24 protein-coding genes are annotated in these 22,101 nt (G+C 67.0%); 15 read left to right on the plus strand and 9 right to left on the minus strand.

Annotation, left to right across the window (positions count from 1 at the left end; translation table 11 throughout):
* Positions 1-97: 97 nt before the first annotated feature.
* From EDF58_RS09820 to dut, 5 genes are all read left to right on the plus strand, one after another.
* On the plus strand, positions 98-1,042 hold the full coding sequence (locus EDF58_RS09820; protein ID WP_132264892.1) for a DMT family transporter: 945 nt from the start codon (positions 98-100) through the stop codon (positions 1,040-1,042).
* A gap of 110 nt (positions 1,043-1,152) precedes the next feature.
* Positions 1,153-1,884, plus strand: a complete 732-nt coding sequence (locus EDF58_RS09825) for a class I SAM-dependent methyltransferase (RefSeq protein ID WP_132264894.1) — start codon at positions 1,153-1,155, stop codon at positions 1,882-1,884.
* Positions 1,885-1,892: 8 nt separating this feature from the next.
* Positions 1,893-3,458, plus strand: coding sequence for a 2-polyprenylphenol 6-hydroxylase (gene ubiB / locus EDF58_RS09830; protein ID WP_132264896.1), 1,566 nt, complete (start codon positions 1,893-1,895; stop codon positions 3,456-3,458).
* A 71-nt stretch (positions 3,459-3,529) separates the two neighbouring features.
* On the plus strand, positions 3,530-5,044 hold the full coding sequence (locus EDF58_RS09835; RefSeq protein WP_132264898.1) for a bifunctional phosphopantothenoylcysteine decarboxylase/phosphopantothenate synthase: 1,515 nt from the start codon (positions 3,530-3,532) through the stop codon (positions 5,042-5,044).
* Positions 5,028-5,498 (plus strand): dUTP diphosphatase, encoded by a 471-nt coding sequence (gene dut, locus EDF58_RS09840; protein ID WP_132264900.1) that lies wholly within the window; start codon positions 5,028-5,030, stop codon positions 5,496-5,498. The genes EDF58_RS09835 and dut overlap by 17 nt, the downstream gene beginning before the upstream one ends.
* 157 nt (positions 5,499-5,655) lie before the next feature.
* Here dut and EDF58_RS09845 read toward each other — a convergent pair whose 3' ends face one another.
* Positions 5,656-5,823: a hypothetical protein gene (locus EDF58_RS09845; protein WP_243654160.1), complete on the minus strand. Its 168-nt coding sequence runs from the start codon at positions 5,821-5,823 to the stop codon at positions 5,656-5,658.
* Between the two features lie 174 nt (positions 5,824-5,997).
* A complete protein-coding gene (locus EDF58_RS09850) occupies positions 5,998-6,684 on the minus strand; it encodes a DUF4136 domain-containing protein (protein ID WP_132264904.1) in 687 nt (228 codons plus the stop codon).
* A 203-nt stretch (positions 6,685-6,887) separates the two neighbouring features.
* Between EDF58_RS09850 and EDF58_RS09855 the strand changes: the two genes are divergently transcribed.
* On the plus strand, positions 6,888-7,568 hold the full coding sequence (locus tag EDF58_RS09855; RefSeq protein ID WP_132264905.1) for an MOSC domain-containing protein: 681 nt from the start codon (positions 6,888-6,890) through the stop codon (positions 7,566-7,568).
* Between the two features lie 46 nt (positions 7,569-7,614).
* Here EDF58_RS09855 and trpS read toward each other — a convergent pair whose 3' ends face one another.
* From trpS to secB, 3 genes are all read right to left on the minus strand, one after another.
* On the minus strand, positions 7,615-8,646 hold the full coding sequence (trpS, locus tag EDF58_RS09860; RefSeq protein WP_132264907.1) for a tryptophan--tRNA ligase: 1,032 nt from the start codon (positions 8,644-8,646) through the stop codon (positions 7,615-7,617).
* Positions 8,647-8,955: 309 nt separating this feature from the next.
* Positions 8,956-10,524 carry a murein biosynthesis integral membrane protein MurJ gene (murJ, locus tag EDF58_RS09865; RefSeq protein ID WP_132264908.1) on the minus strand — a complete coding sequence of 523 codons (1,569 nt, stop codon included), beginning with the start codon at positions 10,522-10,524 and terminating at the stop codon, positions 8,956-8,958.
* Positions 10,525-10,663: 139 nt separating this feature from the next.
* The gene (secB, locus tag EDF58_RS09870; RefSeq protein ID WP_132264910.1) at positions 10,664-11,176 is read right to left on the minus strand and encodes a protein-export chaperone SecB; all 513 of its coding nucleotides are present in this window, start codon (positions 11,174-11,176) and stop codon (positions 10,664-10,666) included.
* Between the two features lie 411 nt (positions 11,177-11,587).
* Between secB and EDF58_RS09875 the strand changes: the two genes are divergently transcribed.
* The 3 genes from EDF58_RS09875 to EDF58_RS09885 all read left to right on the plus strand — a co-directional run bounded on the left by EDF58_RS09875 (position 11,588) and on the right by EDF58_RS09885 (position 14,258).
* Positions 11,588-12,298, plus strand: a complete 711-nt coding sequence (locus EDF58_RS09875; RefSeq protein ID WP_132264912.1) for a Tim44/TimA family putative adaptor protein — start codon at positions 11,588-11,590, stop codon at positions 12,296-12,298.
* A 153-nt stretch (positions 12,299-12,451) separates the two neighbouring features.
* Positions 12,452-13,669 (plus strand): murein transglycosylase A, encoded by a 1,218-nt coding sequence (locus EDF58_RS09880; RefSeq protein WP_347812886.1) that lies wholly within the window; start codon positions 12,452-12,454, stop codon positions 13,667-13,669.
* 7 nt (positions 13,670-13,676) lie between these two features.
* Positions 13,677-14,258: a Smr/MutS family protein gene (locus EDF58_RS09885; RefSeq protein ID WP_132264916.1), complete on the plus strand. Its 582-nt coding sequence runs from the start codon at positions 13,677-13,679 to the stop codon at positions 14,256-14,258.
* A 61-nt stretch (positions 14,259-14,319) separates the two neighbouring features.
* Here EDF58_RS09885 and aroC read toward each other — a convergent pair whose 3' ends face one another.
* Complete coding sequence (aroC, locus tag EDF58_RS09890) at positions 14,320-15,402, minus strand: chorismate synthase (RefSeq protein ID WP_132264917.1); 1,083 nt, start codon at positions 15,400-15,402, stop codon at positions 14,320-14,322.
* A gap of 222 nt (positions 15,403-15,624) precedes the next feature.
* Between aroC and EDF58_RS09895 the strand changes: the two genes are divergently transcribed.
* Genes EDF58_RS09895 through EDF58_RS09910 form a run of 4 tightly spaced genes read left to right on the plus strand, consistent with a single transcriptional unit; the run spans position 15,625 to position 17,395 of the window.
* Entirely contained in the window at positions 15,625-15,930 is a 306-nt protein-coding gene (locus tag EDF58_RS09895; RefSeq protein ID WP_132264919.1) for an antibiotic biosynthesis monooxygenase, read from the plus strand.
* A 4-nt stretch (positions 15,931-15,934) separates the two neighbouring features.
* A complete protein-coding gene (locus tag EDF58_RS09900) occupies positions 15,935-16,282 on the plus strand; it encodes an arsenate reductase (protein ID WP_132264921.1) in 348 nt (115 codons plus the stop codon).
* 46 nt (positions 16,283-16,328) lie between these two features.
* Positions 16,329-16,895, plus strand: a complete 567-nt coding sequence (gene pnuC / locus EDF58_RS09905) for a nicotinamide riboside transporter PnuC (protein ID WP_132264923.1) — start codon at positions 16,329-16,331, stop codon at positions 16,893-16,895.
* Positions 16,892-17,395 (plus strand): ATP-binding protein, encoded by a 504-nt coding sequence (locus tag EDF58_RS09910; RefSeq protein WP_132264925.1) that lies wholly within the window; start codon positions 16,892-16,894, stop codon positions 17,393-17,395. The genes pnuC and EDF58_RS09910 overlap by 4 nt, the downstream gene beginning before the upstream one ends.
* Positions 17,396-17,425: 30 nt before the next feature.
* On the opposite strand, the gene ubiG is transcribed toward EDF58_RS09910, so the two are convergent.
* Entirely contained in the window at positions 17,426-18,175 is a 750-nt protein-coding gene (gene ubiG, locus EDF58_RS09915) for a bifunctional 2-polyprenyl-6-hydroxyphenol methylase/3-demethylubiquinol 3-O-methyltransferase UbiG (RefSeq protein ID WP_132264927.1), read from the minus strand.
* 95 nt (positions 18,176-18,270) lie between these two features.
* Here ubiG and EDF58_RS09920 point away from each other — a divergent pair, with 95 nt between their 5' ends.
* Positions 18,271-19,530 carry an aspartate kinase gene (locus EDF58_RS09920; protein ID WP_207912896.1) on the plus strand — a complete coding sequence of 420 codons (1,260 nt, stop codon included), beginning with the start codon at positions 18,271-18,273 and terminating at the stop codon, positions 19,528-19,530.
* Positions 19,531-19,626: 96 nt separating this feature from the next.
* Here EDF58_RS09920 and EDF58_RS09925 read toward each other — a convergent pair whose 3' ends face one another.
* On the minus strand, positions 19,627-20,151 hold the full coding sequence (locus EDF58_RS09925; protein WP_132264930.1) for a DUF2239 family protein: 525 nt from the start codon (positions 20,149-20,151) through the stop codon (positions 19,627-19,629).
* Positions 20,152-20,246: 95 nt separating this feature from the next.
* Between EDF58_RS09925 and EDF58_RS09930 the strand changes: the two genes are divergently transcribed.
* A complete protein-coding gene (locus EDF58_RS09930) occupies positions 20,247-20,573 on the plus strand; it encodes a GIY-YIG nuclease family protein (RefSeq protein ID WP_132264932.1) in 327 nt (108 codons plus the stop codon).
* Between the two features lie 113 nt (positions 20,574-20,686).
* Here EDF58_RS09930 and EDF58_RS09935 read toward each other — a convergent pair whose 3' ends face one another.
* Positions 20,687-21,982, minus strand: a complete 1,296-nt coding sequence (locus EDF58_RS09935; protein WP_132264934.1) for an acetyl-CoA hydrolase/transferase C-terminal domain-containing protein — start codon at positions 21,980-21,982, stop codon at positions 20,687-20,689.
* Positions 21,983-22,101 lie beyond the last annotated feature (119 nt).

Raw genomic sequence — 22,101 nt, forward strand, 5'->3', positions numbered from 1 at the left:
GGGGATGGGGGGAGGAAGAAAAGGGGAAGACCTGCAGGTAAGCACGGCGCCTGCATTTTCCCTTTTCTTCCGTCCGCTTCCGAAGCAAGCCAAGCGCATGGAAAACAACAGGTCTCACACGCGCGCGTTCCTTATGCTGGGGCTGGTCATGCTGTTCTGGGCAGGCAACTCGATCGTGGGACGGGCGGTGCGGGCGAATGTCCCGCCTTTCACCCTGGCCTTCGGGCGCTGGATGATCGCGGTGCTGATCCTGCTCCCCTTCGCGGCGCGCCAGCTCTGGAAAGAGCGGGCCGAGGCGCTGGCCGCCTGGCGATGGGTGCTGGCGCTCGGCTTCTTCGGGGTCGTGTGCTTCAACGGCTTTATCTACAAAGGGCTGCATTTCACCACGGCCGCCAATGCCCTGCTGCTGCAGGCAGCGATTCCGGCGACGGTCATGCTGCTGGACTTCGCGATCTTCAGGGGGCGTCCGGGGCGGATGCATGTGCTGGGAGTGGTCGTCTCCACGATCGGGGTCGCGGCCATCGTGTTCCGGGGCGATCCGGCGGCACTGGTGCAGCTGCGTTTCGGACCCGGGGACGGTCTGATCTTCTGCGCGGTAGCGGCCTGGTCGCTCTACACCGTGTTCCTGCGCAAGCGCCCGGCGATATCGGCCCCGAGCTTCCTGCTGCTGACGTTCACGATCGGCGCCTGCGCAATGGCGCCGCTGGCGGCGATGGAAACCATGCAGGGGCAGGTCGTGGCCTGGAGCCCGAAAGTCCTGGCCGCCTATGCCTATATCGGCGTGTTCCCATCGGTGATCGCGTACTTCATCTACAACCGCGCCACGCATGAGCTGGGCGCGGCGCGGGCGGGGCAGGCGATCACGCTGATGCCGCTGTTCGGCGCATTGCTCTCGGCCCTGCTCCTTGGCGAGGCGCTGCATCGCTATCATGTGGCGGGCATGGCCCTGATTCTGGGCGGCATCGTTCTTTCGGCTGTCGCCGCGCGTAACGCGGCCATCAAGACCGACCCGGTGCGCAAGAGTGCAATGGGCACCGATTAGGCGTGCCGGGCGGCGCAGCCGGCGGACACCCCGCGCAACGCGGCCCCCTCGGCAAAATAACCAAATCACCGGGTGGCGCAGGCGCGGCCGGACGGCTAGAGGACTGCGCCATGAGCGAAACGGTTTCCTTCGGCTACGAAGAGGTCAGCCCCGACGAGAAGGAAGGGCGCGTCGGCGCCGTCTTCTCCAGCGTCGCACGCAAGTACGACGTGATGAACGATGCCATGTCCGTGGGCATGCACCGGCTCTGGAAGGACAAGTTCGTGCGCCGCGTGAAGCCGCGCGAAGGCGAACAGATTCTCGACATGGCCGGCGGCACGGGCGACATCGCCTTCCGCATGGCGGCGGAGGGCGCCTCGATCACCGTGTCGGACATCAACCAGGACATGCTGGACGTCGGCATCGAGCGCGCGATGGAGCAGGGCATAGATGGCCTGGTCTGGTCGCGCCAGAACGCCGAGGTGCTGTCTTTCGGGGACCGGTTCTTCGACGCCTACACGATCGCTTTCGGCATTCGCAACGTCACCCATATCGACAAGGCGCTGGCCGAGGCGCACCGCGTGCTCAAGTTCGGCGGACGTTTCTTCTGCCTCGAATTCTCGACCACCGAATGGCCCGGCTTCAAGGAAGTCTACGATGCCTATTCGCACCATCTGGTGCCGAAGATCGGGCAGGCCATTGCCGGTGACGCCGAATCGTACCGCTACCTGATCGAATCGATCCGCCGCTTCCCGCCGATGCCGGAATTCGAACGGATGATCCGCGCGGCTGGATTCAAGCACACCAAGGTCGAGCCGATCATGGGCGGCCTCGTCGCGATCCACTCGGGCTGGAAAGTGTAACCGGACAAGTGACGGGTTCCACGACGCACGTCCTGCGCCTCCTCAAGTGGGGGCGCGTCCTCGCACGCCATGGCGCGCTGCGCGGGATCGAGAACGACCGCAATGCCCCGGCCCAGGTCAAGCGCCTCTCCCGGATCGCCCGCTTCGGCACCCGCCAGCCCGCCGAGCCGGACTATGCCGGCGCCTTCCAGGAAATCGGCCCGGCCGCGATCAAGCTCGGCCAGGCGCTGGCGACGCGGCCCGATCTCGTGGGCGAGGGGCCTGCGCGCAATCTGCTGACCCTGCAGGACAGCCTGCCGCCGGTGGCTTTCTCCGAGATCCGCCAGGTGATCGAGAGCAGCTTCGGCCGCCCGCTGGAGCAGGTCTTCGCCTCGATCGAGGAAGACCCGGTCGGCGCCGCTTCGATCGCCCAGGTGCACCGGGCGATCACGCCTGACGGCCGCACCGTGGCGGTGAAAGTGCTGCGCCCCGGCATTCGCGAGCAGTTCGCCCGCGACGTCGAGACGTATGAATGGGCCGCCGCCCATCTCGAGGCGCTGGGCGGGGAAGCCTCTCGCCTGCGTCCGCGCGCGGTCGTCGCCAACCTCAAGCGCTGGACCCTGCGCGAGCTGGACCTGCGGCGGGAAGCCGCCTCGGCATCGGAACTCTCCGATGCGATGAAGGGCATCCACGGCTACCGCGTGCCGCACATCGACTGGGACCGCACCAATGGGCAGGTCCTGACGATCGAGTGGATCGGTGCCACCAAGATGAGCGACCTCGCCGGTCTGCGCGCGGCGGGCCACGATCTGCCCCGGCTGGCGCACAAGCTGGTGATCACGTTCCTCACCCAGGCGATCTCCAGCGGCTTTTTCCATGCCGACATGCACCAGGGCAACCTGTTCGTGGAGAACGACGGCACTATCGTCGCCATCGACTTCGGCATCATGGGCCGCATCAACCGGCAGGCCCGGCTCTGGCTGGCGGAGATCCTCTACGGCCTCACCACCGGCAACTATCGCCGCGTGGCCGAAATCCATTTTGAGGCGCAATACGTCCCGAGCTACCACACCGTCGAAGAGTTCGCGACGGCGCTGCGCGCGGTGGGCGAGCCCATGCGCGGCAAGCCGGTTTCCGAACTGTCGGTCGGCCAGATGCTCGACGGGCTTTTCGCGATCACGCGCGATTTCGACATGGCGGTGCAGCCGCACCTGCTGCTGCTCCAGAAGACCATGGTCATGGTCGAAGGCCTGGCCACCGCGCTCGATCCCGACATCAACATGTGGGACGTTTCGGCGCCCTTCGTGAAGAGCTGGCTGCGCGACGAACTCGGCCCCGAGGCGGTCATTGCCGACCGCCTGCGCGAGGATCTCGGCACGCTGCTGCGCCTGCCGGCGCTGGTGCGGCGGATCGAGGAGAAGTTCCCACCCAAGGGCGGCGCGCCCGAACAGGCGCCGCTGCCCGATGTCGACCTCATCTGGGAGCGCCGCAGCAAGCACAAGCCCGAGGGCAACCCCTGGCTGGGCCGCGGCCTTGCAGCGGTGCTGGGCGGTGCGGCGGCCTGGGGGCTGACATATTGGGCGCTGATGGGATGATGCGCCGTTTTTGAGGCCGGCATTCCCAAACTGATTGCGCCCTCCGGCGCGGTGTTGCACAAGCCCCGAGCATGAGTGGACCACGCATTCTCCTGGTCGTGGGCGGCGGTATCGCCGCTTACAAGTCCTGCGAACTCGTCCGGCAGATCCGCAAGGAAGGCGGCGAAGTCACTTGCGTCCTGACCGAGGGCGGAGCGCACTTCGTCACGCCCATGGCGCTTGCGGCCTTGTCCGAAAAACCGGTCTACACCACGCTCTGGGACCTCAAAAACGAAGCCGAGATGGGGCATATCCAGCTCAGCCGGGAGGCGGACCTCGTCGTGGTCTGCCCGGCGACGGCGGATCTTCTGGCCAAGATGGCGTCGGGCATTGCCGACGATCTCGCCACGACCATGCTGCTGGCGACGGACAAGCCGGTCATGGCGGTCCCGGCGATGAACGTGCGCATGTGGCAGCACGCCGCCACCACGCGCAACGTCCAGGTGCTGCGCGATGCCGGGGTGGACGTGATGGAGCCTGACGAAGGCACCATGGCCTGCGGCGAATACGGCCCCGGCCGGCTGCCCGATCCGCTGGCGATCTGGCAGCGCATCGCCTGGGCGCTCGGCCTCGGCCCGGTGGAAGTCGCGCCGTTGCCGGGGGGCGATCCTTTCAGCTGGCAGCCGCAGTTCGCGACGCCTGAGCCCGAGCATTCGGAACCCGACGATATCGGCCTGGGCGGCCTTTCCGGCGGCCTGATCGCGCGCGGGCGGCAGAAGGGCAAGCAGGCCATCACCTTTGGCGACGGCGGAGGCGGCGGCCGGGACGCAGGCCTTGCCGCCAGCCATGAAGATCTCGGTTTCACGCCGGAAGAAGCCGCGCTGGCGGCCCGCAAAGGCGAGGCGCGCGCCGCGCCCGCCACCGATCCCGAAGCGCTGCAACTGGCGCAGGCGCCTTTCGAGGGGCCGCTTTCCGGGCGCCACGTCCTGGTCACTGCCGGGCCGACCTGGGAGCCGATCGACCCGGTGCGCTACATCGCCAACCGTTCCTCGGGCAAGCAGGGCTTCGCAATCGCTGCCGCCGCTGCCGAGGCGGGCGCGCGGGTCACCCTGGTGGCGGGGCCGGTCCACTTGCCCACGCCGCCCGGTGTCGACCGCGTGGATGTGGAAAGCGCGTTGCAGATGGCCGAGGCGGTGAAGCGCTCCATGCCGGCCGACATCGCCGTCATGGTCGCGGCCGTGGCCGACTGGCGCGTCGCCCATACGGCCGACCAGAAGCTCAAGAAGCGCGGCTCCGCGCCGCCGGCCCTCTTGCTCACCGAAAATCCCGACATCCTGGCCACGCTCGCGACCAGCCCCGAACGGCCACCGCTGGTGATCGGCTTCGCTGCGGAGACGCAGGACGTCATTCGCTACGCCACCGAAAAACGCAAACGCAAGGGTGCCGACTGGATCATCGCCAACGACGTGTCGGGCGATGTCATGGGCGGCGATGTGAATGCGGTCCACATCGTGCGCGCGGACGATGTGATCAGTCTTCCGGAAATGCCCAAGGAGGACGTCGCGCGCGCCCTCGTCGAAAGGTTCGCAGATGCACTCCCCCGCTGACGTCCCCGTTCCCGTCAAGATCCTGCCTCACGGCGAAGGGCTGGACTTGCCCGCTTACGCCACGAACGGTGCGGCGGGCATGGACGTGGTCTCTGCGGAAGACGTGACGCTGGCACCGGGCGGCCGTCATGCCGTTGCCACCGGCCTGGCCATGGCGATTCCGCCGGGCTTCGAGATCCAGGTCCGTCCGCGTTCGGGTCTGGCGCTCAAGCACGGGATCTCGGTACCGAATTCGCCGGGCACGATCGATTCGGACTATCGCGGCGAACTCAAGGTCATCCTGATCAACCACGGCGCGCAGGCTTTCGAGATCCGCCGCGGCGACCGTGTGGCACAGCTCGTGCTGGCGCCGGTGACGCGCGCCGCCTGGCTGACGGTGGATGAGCTGGAATCCACCGAGCGCGGTGAAGGCGGATTCGGTTCGACCGGCGGGGTCGTCGCCCTGGGAAGCTGAGGGACGTCCCGGGGGTTATACCCCGGACCCTCGATATTTCAGCTTTCTTGCGCGTTTCCTGCGGCGTGCCGGTCGGTCCCTGGAGGATGCGATGGGCGCGCCGGCGCCTGACTTCGGCCGTTTTGAAGGGGCAGGGGCAATGCTCCCCTGTTTTCCGTCAATCCTTGCGATCGAGTCGCGCGCGCTTGTCGCGGCGGCGCTTCAGCGAATACCAGCCCACTCCGCCGATCCCGGCGATCGCCGCGAGCCCTTTGGCAAGCGTTGAAAAGGCTGCGGAAAGAGCGCCCACGGTCACGCCCCAGAAGAGCTGCGACATGATGGCCATGAAGGTGTTCATTAGGCGGCGAGCATTCCCGTGCGGTTGGCGGCGGTCAACCGGAGCGGCTGCGATACGGGCCGGACCGGCAAAAAGAAAGGACGGGCCCGCATATTTCAGCGGACCCGCCCCTCGGTGCCTCCCTCTTCGCAGGGGGAGCCAATCAGCTCATTTTTCTAAAGATCACTTCTTTTCCGGCGCGACGGTAATGCGCACGGTCTCGCCCGAGTTCCCGGGGAAATTCGTGAACATCGATTCGACGAGGTTCGGAATGAGGTACTGCAGGTGGTTCGAAGCCGAAACGGCCTCGGCCTTGCCTTCGAACAGGCGCTGGTTGTCGGCCGCACGGTCGATCTTCAGCGTGATGCCGCTGGTGTAGACGGTGTAGGAATCCACGCCGCCATCGAAGAACGGATCGTACCAGCCATAGCGCCACGGGCCGCCCCAGCCCCAGCCGCCGCCCCAGCCACGACCGTAGTAGCCACGGCCGCCCCAGCCGCCGCCATACCACGGGCCCCAGTAGCCGCCGCCCATTGCGGGCGTCGAACGGACGCGCTCACGGCCGGTGTCGACGCCGTAGTCGAAGCGGGCGATCAGGGTTGCCTTCGAAGGATCGTCCACGGTGGCATAGCCCACCTTCTGCAGGCGATCGCTGACCAGACGGGCGTAAGTTGCGAATTCGAGGCCGCCCGCAAGCTTGGGATCGTCCGCCACGACGGCGACGGTCTGGCCGGACGGTGCCGGAAGCTGCGACTGGAAACGCGAAACGTCGGCCTTGAAGGGCGTTGCGCAGGCGGCGAGGGCCATCAGCATGAAAGCCACGGCTGCTAGCCTCAGCTTTCCGAGATGGGTTCCGGGATGTTCTGTCATCGGTTTCACTCCACGAACCTGCCAGGTCCGAAACGCCCTTCCCAAGCGCGGCCTGTGATTCCTTGCGACTCTGCCTTAATATCAATGCCCTGAATAGCGGTTGAATGGAGGCTAACCGGCGATAAGCCGTTTGATGTGGCCTTTGTCCATTCAGCCGTGAGTCACGGCCTGAGATCAGGGTAATCATGTAGGAAGCGCCGGCGATGTTGAACAGTTCCCCCGAGACGAATTCCATCGCGATTCTCTCCGTGCAATGCGGAAAAGTCAGCCCTTTTCGCGGCGCGGACGAACCCAGCGCCATCGGCAAGCTGGCGGTGGAGGGAGCGGTTCGCGTCCGTCGGCTGGGACTGGAGGGCGACGAGCAGGCGGATCTTGCGGTCCACGGCGGGCCGGACAAGGCGATCCATCACTATCCGCACGATCACTATGCCTTCTGGCGCGACTCGATCGGCGCCCATCCGCTTCTCTCGGACTATGGCGCTTTCGGCGAGAACATCGCCACCGAGGGCCTGACCGAGGACATGATCTGCGTGGGCGATCGCTGGCGGCTGGGCACGGCCCTGGTCGAGGTCTCCCAGGGGCGGCAGCCCTGCTGGAAGCTCGATCACCGCTTCGGCGGCTCGGCCGTCAACGCCGGCGTGGTGAAGTCGCGCCGGTCGGGCTGGTACTACCGGGTTCTGGAGGAGGGCGAAGTTGCCGCCGGGGACCGCATGGTGCTGGCCGAGCGGCCTTGGCCCGCATGGAGCGTCCGCCGGGTCTTCGGCCTGCTGATCGCCGGCGAGCACAAGAAGGACCGCGAGGGGCTGGACGCATTGGGCGAGGTAGGCGCACTCGCGGCGACGTGGATGCGGCGCCGGGCGAAGCTCCTGGGACTGGATTCCTGAGCGAAGCGTCGTCCCGGACCGGATCCGGGACGACGCCATGCTGTCCTCAGCGCACCAGGCCGAGCGCCTCGTAAGCCTTGTCCAGCGTCGGCACGGCGAGCGCGCGGGCCTTTTCCGAACCCTTGCGCAAGATGGCGTCGAGCGCGCCGCGGTCGCTGCGCAGTTCCACGAAGCGGGCGTTGATCGGTGCCAGCTTTTCCACCAGCAGCTCGCCCAGCGCCGGCTTGAATTTGCCGAAGCCCTCGCCGCCGAAGTCGGACAGGACCGCCTCCATCGTGGTGCCGGCCATCACCGCATAGATGCCCACGAGGTTGCGCGCCTCGGCGCGGCCTTCGAGGCCTTCCTTTTCGGAAGGCAGCGGCTCGGGGTCGGTCTTGGCCTTCTTGACCTTCTGCATGATCGTGTCGGCATCGTCGGTCAGGTTGATGCGCGCCATGTCCGAGGGGTCGGACTTGCTCATCTTCGACGAACCATCGCGCAGCGACATGATGCGGGCGGCCTCGGGCGGAATGATCGGCGCGGGCAGGGTGAAGACGGGGACGTCTTCCCCGTTTTCGTCCTTGGGCGCGAAGTCGTTGTTGAACTTCTGCGCGATGTCGCGGGCGAGTTCGAGGTGCTGCTTCTGGTCCTCGCCCACGGGGACGTGAGTGGCCTGGTAGAGCAGCACGTCGGCGGCCTGGAGCACCGGATAAGTGAACAGCGCCACCGAGGCGCCTTCGCGGTTCTTGCCCGCCTTGTCCTTCCACTGGGTCATGCGGTTCAGCCAGCCCATGCGCGCGGTGCCGTTGAGCAGCCATTGCAGTTCGGCATGCTGGGGAACCTGGGTCTGGTTGAACAGGATCGAGCGGTCGGGATCGACGCCGCAGGCGACCAGGGCCGCGACCATCTCGCGCGTGTTGGCGGAGAGGGTGGCCGGGTCGTGCGGCATGGAAATCGCGTGGAGATCGGCCAGGAAGTAGAGGCTGTCACCGCCCTGCGCGGCGACTTCGTCCTGCATCGAGACCCAATTGCGGATCGCACCGAGATAGTTGCCGAGATGCAGGTTGCCGGTGGGCTGGATGCCGGAGACGATACGCATGGACGCGTCCTTCGCGAGTTGTGAGTGGTCGGGGATCTAAAGGTGCGCCCGGGAGGGCGCCGATGCAGGCGGTGTCGGCGCGGCAGGCGCGCCCCGGTTCAGCGCGTCTTGCGCGCAGCGCCCCCCCATCGCCACGAGAGGCGACGGGATTCGGCAGACTTCGTGTGCGAAAGGCCGTGCATGGGCAGGGCTCATAGCACAGCTTTGCCGGGATGGAAGAGGGGGCCTCGGTCCCGGCGCGCCGCTGCTTGCCCGCGGGCGGCGGCGCTGGATTCGCGGATGCTGCGGCCCAGGGCGCCCATCGCCGGCTCAGCCAGCCTTGCGGCGGCGCAGCAGGGCGAGATCGTCTCGCGTGAAGGCGCCGGTCGCCAGGGTCGCCAGCGCATAGACCAAGCCGCCCGCCGAAACGAGCGCGGCCAGCGCGAGACCGCGCACCAGCCAGGTGCCGTGGAGATAAGGTGTCAGCAGGTCCTGCCCGAACCAGAGCACCACGCCCATCGCTCCGGCCGCAAGTGCAAGGCGCGGGGCGCGGCGCTTCAGGCGGGCATCGGACTGGAAATGCCCGCGCTTCACCAGCGTCCAGTAGAGCATAGCGACATTGGCGGTGGAGGCGATCGCGGTCGCCAGCGGCGGGCCCATGTGCTGCAGCGGCACGATCAGCGCGAGGTTGAGGACGAGGTTCACCGCCATCGACATCATCGCGTAGCGCACCGGCGTTTTCGTGTCCTGCCGGGCGTAGAAGCCGGGGGTGAGCACTTTCACGAGGATATAGCTGGGCAGGCCGATCGAGAAGGCGGCGAGTGCCTCCGCCGTGCGCGCCACGTCCACGGCGTCGAACTTGCCGTAGCCGAACAGCGCGGCGGCGATCGGCTGGCCGCAGACGATCAGGGCGACCGCCGCGGGCAGGGTGAGCAGCAGGGCCAGTTCCATGCCGCGGTTCTGGGTATCCATCGCCGCGGCCTCGTCACCGCCGCCAAGCTGGCGCGAGATCGTCGGCAGCAGCACGGTGCCCAGGCCGATGCCGATCAGGCCGAGGGGAAGCTGGTTCAGGCGGTCGGCCATGTAGATGTAAGTGACCGAGCCGTGCGCCAGCAGCGAGGCGGCGAGCGCAGTGGAAATCACGAGGTTGATCTGGACGGCACCAGCGCCGGCCGCCGCGGGCAGGATCAGCTTCATCAGCTGCTTCACGTCGGCATTCCACACCGGCATGCGCAGGCGCATCGACACGCCGTTCGCGCGGCAGGCCCACATCAGCCAGAGCAACTGGAGCGCGCCGGACACCGAGACGCCGATGGCCTGGTTACGCGCGGTCACCAGCGCATCGGCGGAATGGAAGCCCAGCAGCGCCACGATCAGCGTCAGGTTCAGCAGGATCGGTGCGGCCGCATTGACCCAGAACTTGTTCAGCGAATTGAGGATGCCGCCCAGAAGCGAGACCAGGCTGATGAGCGCCAGATAGGGAATCGTCAGGCGGCTGAGCTGCACCGCGAAAGCGAACTGCTCCTGCGAAACGCCGTTGAAATTGCCCGAAAGCAGGAACGTCACCGGCCATGCGAAGACTTCCAGCACCAGCGTCATCGCCAGCAGGATGGGCAGGAGCACGGCGAGCGCCTGTTCGGCGAAGGCGATCCCGGCGGGCAGGCCCGGACCGTCCCGGTTGGCGACCTTCTGGTTGAACATCGGGATGAAGGCCGAAGCGAAGGCCCCTTCCGCGAAGAGGGCGCGGAACATGTTGGGCAGGCGGAAGGCGATCAGGAAGGCGTCCGAGGCGAAGCCTGCCCCCACGAAGCGGGCGAACAGGCTGTCGCGGACCAGACCGAGCACGCGGCTGGCCAGAGTGAGGCCGCCGACACTGGCGAGCGCCTTGGTAAGGTTCATGCCCGGAACTTCCCGATGATCGCCTTGGTCCCGGTTCCAGAAATGCCGGTCCCGGAAAAACCAACGGCCCACGTCTCCAGGTCGGAGGCGCGGGCCGATAGTGCAGAAACGCGCGTCATGCGCCTTTCAAGCTGTGGCCTCAGGCGTGGCCGACCGGCTCGCCCTGGGCGGCGTCGGCCTGCTGCTGCGCCTGGATCTGCTGGATGTAGAGACCGTTGAAGTCGATCGGCTCCAGCATCAGCGGCGCGAAGCCGGCATCGCGCACGGCGTCGGCAACGACGCGGCGGGCGAAGGGGAACAGGATGCGCGGGGCTTCGGCGTAGAGGAACGCGTGGGCCTGGCTCTCTTCCAGGTTACGCATGCCGACGAGGGCGGCATAAGCGAGATCGACCACGAAAGCGGTGCCCTGCGGGCCCTTCGAGGCGCAAGTGATCTTCAGTTCGACTTCATGCACTTCGCCGTCGATCTGGCGGGCGCCGATGTTGAACTGCACTTCGATCTGCGGCTCGTCCTGCCAGGAGAAGCTCTGCGGTGCGTTCGGATTCTCGACCGAAAGGTCCTTGACGTACTGCGAGATGACGCCGGCGGCCGGCGCGGAATCCTCGCCGTTGCCGAGGTTGAGATCGGAGATGACGTTGCCTTCGTCGGCCATTTGGTGATTCCCGATAAATTGGCCCGTTACGGGCGCACGGATTGAAGTCTGGCCGCGCGCCTAAAGCATTTTGCGGGCCGGTGGAACACCCGAGAAGGGGTAAATTGTTGCAAACCGCCCTTGAGCGGGGGTGCAAAGGCACGCCGCCGGCCGATTCGCAGGCATAGCGGCATAACCGGGCATAGGGCGCGCGCGGGGGCGGCGCAGGGAGGACAGGGAACGCTTGCGGGCCGGGGGCGTTGGTCCGGTTGTAGCACTCGTAACGGCGGAAAAATCCCAGATACCGTTGCTCACGCGTTGTTCATTTGAAAACCGTACCTATCTGGGTCTATGATGGCGCCTTCGGGCGGATGGCGTGAAACGCTCCACCCGTATCCCAGAAGCGTCCAACACAAGGATGGACAAAGGAACGTGACACCGGAAATCGTGATCCTGGCCATGATCGCAGCCTTCCTTGGCCTGCGGCTCTATTCGGTACTCGGCCGCCGCGCCGAGCATGAGGAAGAGCCGATCCAGGGGCGCTTCGAAGGCCGCCAGGGCCAGCCCGGTGCGCCGCGCGTCCCTGCCCCCAAGGCGGACGGCAAGCCCGATGCGAAGGGCGATGCCAAGGGAGACGAACGCGGCCGGGTCGGCCAGCCCCAGCGCCTGCGCGAAAGGCCGCTTGCGCCGCCCTCCGTGGAACGCGGCCTGGCGGAGATTTCCGGCGCGGATCGTCGTTTCGACGCTTATGCTTTCCTGGAAGGCGCGCGCAGTGCCTATCGCCTGATCCTGGAGTCGTTCTGGAAGGGCGACAAGGCCGAGCTTCGCGCCCTCTGCGAAGGCGATGTGTATGACAGCTTCGCCGCCGCGATCGACGCGCGTGTTGCTGCCGGCGAGACCATGGACAACCGCCTCATCCGTATCGAGGATGTCGCGATCGTCTCGGCCGGGGTGGAAAGCGGCCTTGCCCGCATCACCTTGCGCTTCCGCTCCGATATCGCTGCCGTCACGCGCGACGCCGAAGGCCATGTGATCGCCGGTTCGCTCGACGATGCGATCGAGGCGGTGGACGTCTGGACCTTCAGCCGTCAGCTCAATTCGTCCGGTCCCGACTGGCTGCTCGACGAAACCGACGCCGGTTGATCGCCCCGCGCGGTTGATTTCGCGCCGATGATCCCACAAGGATCGACAGGCCGGGCCGAAAGGTCCGGCCTTGTTGTTATCAGGTTTCGGAGATCGATTTTGCGGGGAGGGAGCGTGTCGCGCCATCGGGAGTCGCGTTTTCCATGGCGCCGTATATCTGCCTTCGTATTGCCGGCGCTGCTGGCCGCCTGCGTGCAGGTCGTGCCCGGGCCCAAGGGGCCTTCGCGTCCGCCCGCCCGGCCGCCGGCACAGCAACCCCGACCGACCGCCCCGGCCCAACCGGCTGTGCCGCAGCCCGCCAGCGCTGTCGCTGCCGGGGTCAAGCAAGGGCCTTCGGTTTCTTCGCTGCCGATGAACGCGACCGATGCCGCCGCGGCGCTGGCCTCGTTCCGCGAAAGCTGCCCGCGCGTCACCGTGCGCGCCGATGCGAGCGGGCTGACTCGTCCGGCCGACTGGCGCCAGGCCTGTGCCGCCGCTGCGGCGTGGAGCGGCAAACCGGCCGCGCAGTTCTTCGCCGCCTATTTCGAAACCGCACGCGTGGGTGACGGCAAGGGCTTTGCCACCGGCTATTTCGAGCCGGAGATCGCCGGCTCCCGCTTGCCCGTTCCAGGCTATGCCGTCCCGGTCTATTCGATGCCGGGCGATCTGGTGCGCGCGAAGGCGGGCGATGCCGCGCCGACCTCCAGCGGGCGGATGCCGCTGGGGCGCTACGATGTCAGCGGTGTCTTCGTGCCCTATTACGACCGCGCCGCCATCGAGCAGGGCGTGCTCGCGGGCAAGGGGCTGGAGATCGCCTGGGTCGCGGATCCGATCGAGTTCTTCTTTCTCCAGGTCCAGGGATCGGGCCGCCTGCGCGCGCCGGACGGCAGCGTGATGCGGATCGGTTATGCCGGGCAGAATGGCCTGCCCTATACCGGGATCGGCGGCGTCATGCGCGATCGCGGCCTCGTTGGTTCGGCGCCGGGGCAATATTCGGGATCGATGCAGGGCATCATCCAATATATCCACGACCGGCCCGCCGATGGCGCGGCGCTGATGCGCGAGAACAAGTCGTGGGTGTTCTTCAAGGAACTCAAGGGCGATGGTCCGCTCGGCGCGCTGAACGTGCCGGTGCGTGCCCATGCCTCGGTGGCGGCCGACCCGCGCTTCGTGCCGCTGGGCGCTCCGGTGTGGCTGCGGCTGGACCGGCGCGAGGCGACCGGCCTGTGGGTGGCGCAGGACACCGGCGGGGCGATCAAGGGCGCCAACCGCTTCGACACGTTCTGGGGCTCGGGTGAGCAGGCGCGGCTTACCGCCGGTGGGATGAGCGGCCGGGGCGAGGCGCTGATCCTGGTGCCGAAGGGCACCCTGTCGCGCCTCGGCGTGCGGTAGAACGGCGATGCGGCGACCGGGGCGGCGACTGACAGCGGATGAAGCGGAAATCTGGGCGCAAGTCGCCCGGACCGTGACGCCGCTCGAAAAGCGCAGGCCCGTCGCCATTCCCACGGCTCTCATGGCGGCACCGGTGCGGACGGTGGTGCTTCCGCCCGCCTCTCCGCCCAAGAAAGTGAAAGGCCGGATACCGGCTCCCCTGCCGCCGAAGCCGGTTGCGACCAAGCCGAAGGCGGACGCGCCGCTGCACCTCGATGGCTCGTGGGAAAAGCGCATTTCCAAGGGGACGCTGGTTCCCGACTTCAGCCTGGACCTTCACGGTTCCAACCTCGACCAGGCCTATGTGCGGCTGATGCACGGGCTCACGCAGGCGAAGGCCATGGGCGCGCGGGTCGTGCTGATCGTCACGGGCAAGCCCCGGCCGGTCGATGCGATGGACCGCGCCACTGCGCGGGGCGCGATCCGCGCCAAGATCACGGACTGGCTCGCAGCCAGCGACCACGCGCTCGACATCGTCGCCATCCGCGGCGCGCACCGCCGCCACGGCGGACAAGGGGCGATCTACGTCGTTCTCAAGAAACGCAGGTAGCGTTCGCAGGCGGCGTCCCGAGGTTCAGGAACGCCTGCTCAGCGCCGGCAGATCGGCCCGATCAGCCGCATTGCCCCCGGTGCAGCAGCTTGTGATCCGCCAGGACCAGCGCCATCATCGCCTCGACCACCGGCACGCCGCGAATGCCCACGCAGGGATCGTGGCGACCCTTGGTGAGCAGTTCGGTGGCCTCGCCTTCGCGGTTGATCGTCGGCTGCGGGGTGAGGATCGAACTGGTGGGTTTGAAGGCCACGCGCACCACCACCGGCTGGCCGGTCGAGATGCCGCCAGCGATGCCGCCCGCGTGGTTGGCGCTGAATTCGGGGCCACCAACGCCCGGATGCATGGGATCGGCATTCTGCTCGCCGGTCAGGCGCGCGGCGGCGAAACCGTCGCCGATCTCCACGCCCTTTACCGCGTTGATGCCCATCATCGCGGCGGCAAGGTCGGCGTCCAGCTTGCCGTAGAGCGGCGCGCCCCAGCCGGCGGGAACGCCGGTGGCGATGCATTCGACGACCGCGCCGACCGAGGAGCCGGCCAGGCGTGCATCGTCGACGATCTTTTCCCAGCGCTTCGCGGCTTCCGCGTCGGGGCAGAAGAACGGGTTGTTGCCGATTTCCGCGGCATCGAACTGCGCCATGTTGATCGCATCGCCGCCGATCTCGGAGACATAGGCCAGGATCTGCACTTCGGGGATCACCAGCCGCGCCACGCCGCCGGCCGCCACGCGGCTGGCGGTTTCGCGCGCGGAACTGCGCCCGCCGCCGCGGTAGTCGCGGAAGCCGTACTTGGCGTCATAGGCATAGTCCGCATGGCCGGGGCGGTAGGCCTTGGCGACATCCGAATAGTCCTTGGAGCGCTGATCGACGTTCTCGATCATCAGGCTGATCGGCGTGCCCGTCGTGCGCCGCACGCCATCCTGGCCCTCGAACACGCCCGAAAGGATGCGGACCTGGTCCGGTTCCTGGCGCTGGGTCGTGAACTTCGACTGGCCGGGGCGGCGCGCGTCGAGGAAGGGCTGGAGCGTGCTTTCGTCTATCGCCAGGCCCGGCGGGCACCCGTCGACGACGGCGCCGATGGCCGGTCCGTGGCTTTCGCCCCAGGTGGTGAAACGGAAAAGGCGTCCGAATGTGTTCACGCTCATGGAGGCGCTTTGTCGCGCAAGGATCGGTTTGTCCAGCCTCGCGCACGCGACAGATGACATCTCGCGCACGGGGCAGATGACGTCCCGCGCACGGGACAGATCGCTCTTTTCGGATCGTGCCGATCCCTCCGCGGGGGCGAAATTCAGCAGAAGTGGTTGTTCCTGCGCTTGAATGGCGCGGGCGGACGGCTAGGAGCGGGGAAAATCGATAAGGGGTGCGCCATGTTTCTCGTCGTCTTCCGCAACCGAAAACGCGTCGACATCGATGCCGAGGCCTATGTCCACGATGCCGACCATATGGAGGAGCTCGCCCGAAACCAGCCGGGCTTTCTCTCCTTCAAAAGCTACCTCAGCGACGACGGGGAAGTGATCGCCATGTCCGAATGGGAAGACGAGCCGTCCGCACGGGGCTGGGCGCGCCATGCCGAACATATCGTCGTGCAAAAGCGCGGCCGGGAAGGCTACTACGAGAGCTATACCCTCTTCACCTGCGATTCGCCGCGGGTGCACCGCTTCCAAAGGACGTGAAGACGTGAGCCTCGAATTCTACGGCATTCCGAATTGCGACACCGTCAAGAAGGCAAGGAACTGGCTGGACGCCCGAGGCAGCAAATACACTTTCCACGACTACAAGAAGGAAGGCGCCGAAGCGGCCCGACTCGAGCGGTGGGTGGCGCAGGCCGGCTGGGAAAAGCTTCTCAATCGCGCCGGGACCACATTCAAGAAGCTGCCCGAGGCCGACAAGGCCGACATCGATGCCGCCAAGGCGGTTGCAATCATGGCGGCCAACCCAAGCTGCATCAAGCGGCCGGTCGTGGAATATCCCGGCGGACTGCTGGTAGGGTTCAAGGCGCCCGATTGGGAGGCGGCGCTGGGCTGACGGGCCGGCGGTGATGACCATGATGCAGGCCGGCTGAAGCGTCGCGATGGATCCGATCGAATGGGCAGCGGCGGCACTCGGGCTCGCCAATATCGCGCTCCTCGTGCAGCGCAGCGTGTGGAACTATCCGTTCGGCATGGCCATGGTCATGCTCTACTTCGTCGTGTTCTGGGACGCGAAGCTCTACGGGGAAGCGGGGCTGCAACTGTTCTTCTTCGCCGCGCAGATCTGGGGCTGGGTGCTCTGGGTGCGCGCGGGGGGCGGCGAAAGCCGGGTTCCGGTCCGCCGCCTGGGCAATTTCGCGCGGCTGCTCTGGCTGATGGGCACGGCGGCGCTGGCGCTGAACCTGGGCTGGGTCATGCACAAGTTCACCGACGCGTCGCTGCCCTATGCGGATTCCGCCATCGCCGGGGCCAGTATCGCCGCGCAGATCCTGCTGGGCTTCCGCCGCATCGAGAACTGGGTGCTGTGGATCATGATCGATGTCGCCTCGATCGGGGTCTATATCTACAAGGGGCTTTGGCCGACGACGGCGCTCTACGTGGTGCTGCTGGCGATGTCGGTACTGGGCCTGCGCGAGTGGATCGCGGCCGAGAAAGCCGAAGCGGCGTGATCACCTTGTGCCTCCACGGCGCGGAAAGCACCGGGAAGTCGGTGCTGGCGGAGCGGCTGGGCTATCCCTGGGTGCCGGAATACGGCCGCACGTATTGCGAGGAGCACGGCACCGACCTGACGATGGCGGACCTTCTTGCCATTGCCGAGGGCCAGGCCGAGGAAAATCGCAAGGCCATGGCCGCGCGCCCGCCGGTCCTGCTCCTCGATACCGACCAGCTCATGACCGCCGCCTGGGCGCAGATGCTGTTCGGCGACGTGCCGCCGGCGCTGCTGGCCTACCCCAAGGCGGACCACTACCTGCTCTTCGCGCCCGATGTGCCATGGCGTGATGACGGCACCCGTTTCTTCGGCACGGACGATAGGCGCGCGCGCTTCGCTGCCCTCGCGGAAGAGATGCTGGTGCGCGCAGAGGTGCCCTTCACGCGGATCGGCGGGTCCTGGCAGGAGCGCGAGGCGCAGGCCCGGCTCGCCATATCGGCTTTGGCGAGGACGCTCTAGCCGACATGGCGTCCTCGCCGGAGCGGCCGCCTATATCTTCCGTGCGGTCGCGATGAAGTTCAGCGAGAGATCGTCCGAAAGGTGCAATCCTGCCGTCGGCGACCAGGCGATGCCCTTGGGCTCGCCCAGCACCAGCCCGGCGCCTGCCGCCAGATCGCGCAATTCGTCGGGGGTGGCGAATTCCTTCCAGTCGTGCGTGCCGCGCGGCACTTTGCCCAGCCGCTCGGCCGCCTCGACCAGCAGCAGGCGCGAGGCCGGGGTGCGGTTGGGGCAGGAAAGGAACATCAGCCCGTCGTCCGCCATCGCCTCGGCAAGCTGGCCGATGAACAGCGCCTTGTCAGTGACGTGCTCGATCACTTCCAGCGAGCAGACGAGATCGAAGCCAGAGAGGCCGAGCTGGCCGAGTTCGCCGTGCCGGTACGCGATGGGTAGCCCCATGGCTTCGGCATGGCTGCGTGCCGAAGCCACGTTCTCGGCCGCTGCATCCACGCCCGTCACGGCCGCGCCCAGGCGGGCGAGCGGTTCGCAAAGCAGGCCGGCGCCGCAGCCCGCGTCCAACGCGCGCTTGCCCGCAAGAGGCCGCAGCATGCGCGAGTCGGTGGAGAAGTGGCGGTCGATCTCGGCGCGGATGAAGGCCAGGCGTACCGGGTTCAGCTTGTGCAGCATGGCCGAGGAACCCTTGGGATCCCACCATTCCGCCGCCATCGCGCCGAAGTGAGCGGCTTCCTTCGGATCGATTGTTGCGCGAGAAGGCGTGTTCGAAGCAGTTGCATTATCCATGACTCCCCCCTAACAGCCCGGCCGACTCTTATCCACACGCGCATCTCTCCTGCGCACAACCCGAAGGGGGCAACGGCACCTTGGCACGTATCGTGATGAAATTCGGCGGCACCTCGATGGCCGGCACCGAGCGAATCCGGCGCGTGGCGGGTATCGTCAAACGCCAGCAGGAAGCGGGCCACGAAGTCGCGGTCGTCGTTTCGGCAATGGCGGGCGAGACCGATCGCCTCGTCAACTTCTGCCGCGAGGCGAATGCGCTCTACGATCCCGCCGAATACGACGTTGTCGTGGCTTCGGGCGAGCAGGTCACTTCGGGCCTGCTGGCGCTGACGCTGCAGGCGATGGGCTGCAAGGCACGCTCGTGGCTGGGTTGGCAGCTGCCGATCAAGACCGACGACGCCCATGCCAAGGCCCGTATCGAGGAATTCGATTCGGAAGCGCTGCTGGCCTCGATGGCCGCGGGCGAGATCGCGGTGATCCCCGGTTTCCAGGGCGTTTCGCCGGACAATCGCATCACCACGCTGGGCCGTGGCGGTTCGGACACATCGGCCGTGGCCGTGGCGGCGGCGGTCAAGGCCGACCGCTGCGACATCTACACCGATGTCGACGGCGTCTACACCACCGACCCGCGCATCGTCGCCAAGGCGCGCAAGCTGCCGCTGGTGACTTATGAGGAAATGCTCGAACTGGCCTCGGTCGGTTCGAAGGTCCTGCAGACCCGTTCCGTCTCGCTGGCCATGAAGGAAAACGTGCGGGTTCAGGTGCTGTCCTCGTTCATCGACGAGAATGCCCCGGCCGCCGATACCTTGCCCGGCACGATGATCGTGAGCGACGAGGAACTGGCCAATGCCGAACAAGAAGGAAGCGACATGGAACGCCAGCTGATCACCGGCATCGCCGCCGACAAGAACGAAGCCAAGGTTACCCTTACCCGCGTGCCGGACCGTCCGGGTGCCGTGGCCGCGATCTTCGCGCCGCTCGCGGAATCGAACATCAACGTCGACATGATCATCCAGAACGTCGCCAAGGACAAAGGCGAGACCGACGTCACCTTCACGGTGCCGCAGGCCGATCTCGTCCGCGCGCAGGCGCTTCTGGAAGAACGCAAGGAAGCCATCGGTTACTACCGCATGATCGCCGACAGCAATGTCGCGAAGATCAGCGTCGTCGGTGTCGGCATGCGCAGCCACGCCGGTGTGGCCTCGACCATGTTCAAGACTCTGGCCGACCGCGGCATCAACATCATCGCCATCTCGACCAGCGAGATCAAGGTTTCGGTCCTGATCGACACGGACGAGACCGAACTGGCCGTGCGTGTGCTGCACACCGCTTACGGGCTCGACGCCGCCGCCTGAAGGCCCAGCACGACGGCCCAGCGCCGACGGCGCACCCGATTGGGTGCGAGACATCGAACAGGAAAAGGCGGCGCGGCGAGCGCCGCCTTTTTCGTTTCAGTCTTCGGCGCGCGGCTGGACGAGTTCGAGCACATGGTCCCTGAGGTCGGCAGGCCACGGCGCGAGCGCTGCGGCCAGTTCTTCGAGCTTGTCCGCGAAAAGTAGGCGTGAGGCTTCCTCGAAGCCGGGCAGGTCGCCGCCGAGCGCGGACATCACGCGGTAGGCCCGCTCCTGCGCTGTGCGGCGCGCGGTACGTCCGCCGTCGGCCTTGCGCGCTTCGTCAACGAGACGGCGCAGCGCCTGCGAGGCCCCGCCCGGCTGGCGGGACAGCCAGTCCCACTGCCGCGGCAGCAGGGTCACTTCGCGGGCGGTGACGCCCAGCCTGGGCCGGCCACGGCGCCGGGGCGCCTCTTCCTGCGCAAGCGCGGGAACGCCGCGCCAGTCGAGATCGACGGCCCTGCCATCCGCATCGTCGAACACGAGCAGTCCATCCTCGCGCCCGCGCAGCGCGGCGACGAGTTGGTCCGGGCTGCCGCGCGCTATGCGGGTCATGCCAAGAAAGGCAGTGCAGTTCCGTGTCATCGAGCCATCCTGAATGATTTTTACCCGGATAATTTGATTTTGCGGCCAAGTCAATTTATCCGGGTGAAAATATCGGGACTCGAGAAAGGGAAATCATGGATCGCAAGGCGGCAGTCGCGGCATATCGCCAGCGCAAACCGGAGCGGGGCATCTACGCGGTGCGCTGCGAGGCGGCGGCCCTGGTGTGGGTGGGCCGCGCGCCTGACCTTGCGACGATCGGCAACCGGATCTTCTTCAGCCTGCGCCACGGCGGTTCCCCGCATCCCGGCCTGCAGGCGGCGTGGGATGAACACGGCGCGGAATCCTTGGCCTTCGAAGTGCTGGAAGTGCTCGACAGCGAGGAAATCGGGCTCGGTTGGCAGCGGGAACTCAAGAGGCGTCATGCGGACTGGATCGTGCGACTGGGCGCGGCGGCGATCTAGGCTCCGGTGCTCCGACATGGCGCTGGATCGAATTTCGCAGCCAAGATCGCGGCGCGGCCTCAGGCGCGTCCTGCGGTGTGGGCGTTGACCGCGGCCTCTCTTGACGGCTCCCGTCAAAGCGCCTTGGCGAGTTCGTCCCGGAATCGAGGGTCCGCCAGGCCGATCAGCAGCGCGGCCCGTTCGCGCAGGCTCTTGCCGCGCAAGTTGGCGGCGCCGTGCTCGGTGACGATCCAGTGGACGTCGTTGCGGGGCGTCGTCACCGGGCCGTCGAGCCGCGGGACTATGCGGCTGACGGTGCCGCCTTTCGCCGTCGAGCGGCAGGCGATGATCGAGAGGCCGCCTTTCGATCCATAGGCGCCGCGCACGAAATCGAGCTGGCCGCCCGCTGCCGAGAACTGCCGCCCGCCCATGAATTCCGAATTGCAGGCGCCTTGAAGGTCGACCTGGATCGTCGCGTTGACGGAGACCACTTTGTCGTTCCGGGCGATCTCGGCGGCGTCGTTCACCACGTCGACCGGCAGCGAGTAGAGTTGGGGATTACCGTCCATCCAGCGGTAGAACGGGGCGTCGCCCATGGCGAAAGTATAGACGCTGCGGCCGGGATGAGTGGCCTTCAGCCGGTTGGAGACGGCGCCGGCATGGACCAGCCCCGCCATCGCCGGGGTGAGCAATTCGGTATGGATGCCAAGGTCGCGGCGGCTTTCGATGCGGCGGCAGACCGCCGCGGGAAGGTTGCCGATGCCCATCTGGAGGCAGGCGCCGTCGTCGATCATGTCGGCGATGCGCGCGGCAATGGCCTCGTCCTCGGGTGCGGAAGGCGCTTCGCCAAACGATAGCAGCGGGACGGCGTTCTCGACGATGGCGGCAACCTGCGAGACGTGGAGCGGCGTCGAACAGGCCACGCGGGGCATGGCCGGGTTCACTTCGACGATCACCGTCCGGGCGCAGTGCGCGGCAACGGAGGTATAGTCATTGGCCGCGCCGAAGCTGAAATAGCCGCTTTCGTCCATCGGCGAGACGGTGAGCACGCAGGCGTCCAGCGCGCATTCGTCGCGCAGCAGCCGGGGGGACCCGCTGAAGGCGCACGGCACGAAATCGATGAGCGCTTCCGCCGCGGGATCGGCCTTGACGAGGGCGCGCTCGACCCCGCCCATGAACAGGCAGCGCGGCCGGATCCGGTCGAGCAAGTCGCGGCGCAGGATCGTCGTTCCGGCATGGGTCTGCGAGAGGAGATACCAGACCCGCAAGTCGCGCAGCGTTCCGGCTTCGGCGCGCCGGGCAAGCGCGGCGAGGATCGCGGGCGGCTCGGCGACAGCCATGCCCATGGCAAGGTCGCTGTCGCTGGCGATGGCCAGGACCGCCTCGTCGGCAGAAGTCAGTTTGGCGGCGTAGATCTGCTTGGCGTCCATGATCCCACTCTTTCTTCTATGGGTCCGGGTGTGCCATCGGCAGGAAGCAAGGGGAAGACCGGAAGCGGGGCCTGCGCGCGACATGGCCGCGTCCCGCCGGGATTGCGTCTCGTTCTGCA

This window comes from Novosphingobium sp. PhB57 (assembly GCF_004342985.1).
Classification (GTDB): domain Bacteria; phylum Pseudomonadota; class Alphaproteobacteria; order Sphingomonadales; family Sphingomonadaceae; genus Novosphingobium.

What these genes read in the sequence shown, in the direction of transcription:
- EDF58_RS09820 (WP_132264892.1), top strand. Translation starts at nt 98, where the DNA reads ATGGAAAACAACAGGTCTCACACGCGCGCGTTCCTTATGCTGGGGCTG.
- EDF58_RS09825 (WP_132264894.1), top strand. Translation starts at nt 1,153, where the DNA reads ATGAGCGAAACGGTTTCCTTCGGCTACGAAGAGGTCAGCCCCGACGAG.
- EDF58_RS09835 (WP_132264898.1), top strand. Translation starts at nt 3,530, where the DNA reads ATGAGTGGACCACGCATTCTCCTGGTCGTGGGCGGCGGTATCGCCGCT.
- dut (WP_132264900.1), top strand. Translation starts at nt 5,028, where the DNA reads ATGCACTCCCCCGCTGACGTCCCCGTTCCCGTCAAGATCCTGCCTCAC.
- EDF58_RS09845 (WP_243654160.1), bottom strand. Translation starts at nt 5,823, where the DNA reads ATGGCCATCATGTCGCAGCTCTTCTGGGGCGTGACCGTGGGCGCTCTT.
- EDF58_RS09850 (WP_132264904.1), bottom strand. Translation starts at nt 6,684, where the DNA reads ATGACAGAACATCCCGGAACCCATCTCGGAAAGCTGAGGCTAGCAGCC.
- EDF58_RS09855 (WP_132264905.1), top strand. Translation starts at nt 6,888, where the DNA reads ATGTTGAACAGTTCCCCCGAGACGAATTCCATCGCGATTCTCTCCGTG.
- trpS (WP_132264907.1), bottom strand. Translation starts at nt 8,646, where the DNA reads ATGCGTATCGTCTCCGGCATCCAGCCCACCGGCAACCTGCATCTCGGC.
- murJ (WP_132264908.1), bottom strand. Translation starts at nt 10,524, where the DNA reads ATGAACCTTACCAAGGCGCTCGCCAGTGTCGGCGGCCTCACTCTGGCC.
- secB (WP_132264910.1), bottom strand. Translation starts at nt 11,176, where the DNA reads ATGGCCGACGAAGGCAACGTCATCTCCGATCTCAACCTCGGCAACGGC.
- EDF58_RS09885 (WP_132264916.1), top strand. Translation starts at nt 13,677, where the DNA reads ATGCGGCGACCGGGGCGGCGACTGACAGCGGATGAAGCGGAAATCTGG.
- aroC (WP_132264917.1), bottom strand. Translation starts at nt 15,402, where the DNA reads ATGAGCGTGAACACATTCGGACGCCTTTTCCGTTTCACCACCTGGGGC.
- EDF58_RS09895 (WP_132264919.1), top strand. Translation starts at nt 15,625, where the DNA reads ATGTTTCTCGTCGTCTTCCGCAACCGAAAACGCGTCGACATCGATGCC.
- pnuC (WP_132264923.1), top strand. Translation starts at nt 16,329, where the DNA reads ATGGATCCGATCGAATGGGCAGCGGCGGCACTCGGGCTCGCCAATATC.
- ubiG (WP_132264927.1), bottom strand. Translation starts at nt 18,175, where the DNA reads ATGGATAATGCAACTGCTTCGAACACGCCTTCTCGCGCAACAATCGAT.
- EDF58_RS09920 (WP_207912896.1), top strand. Translation starts at nt 18,271, where the DNA reads ATGAAATTCGGCGGCACCTCGATGGCCGGCACCGAGCGAATCCGGCGC.
- EDF58_RS09925 (WP_132264930.1), bottom strand. Translation starts at nt 20,151, where the DNA reads ATGACACGGAACTGCACTGCCTTTCTTGGCATGACCCGCATAGCGCGC.
- EDF58_RS09930 (WP_132264932.1), top strand. Translation starts at nt 20,247, where the DNA reads ATGGATCGCAAGGCGGCAGTCGCGGCATATCGCCAGCGCAAACCGGAG.
- EDF58_RS09935 (WP_132264934.1), bottom strand. Translation starts at nt 21,982, where the DNA reads ATGGACGCCAAGCAGATCTACGCCGCCAAACTGACTTCTGCCGACGAG.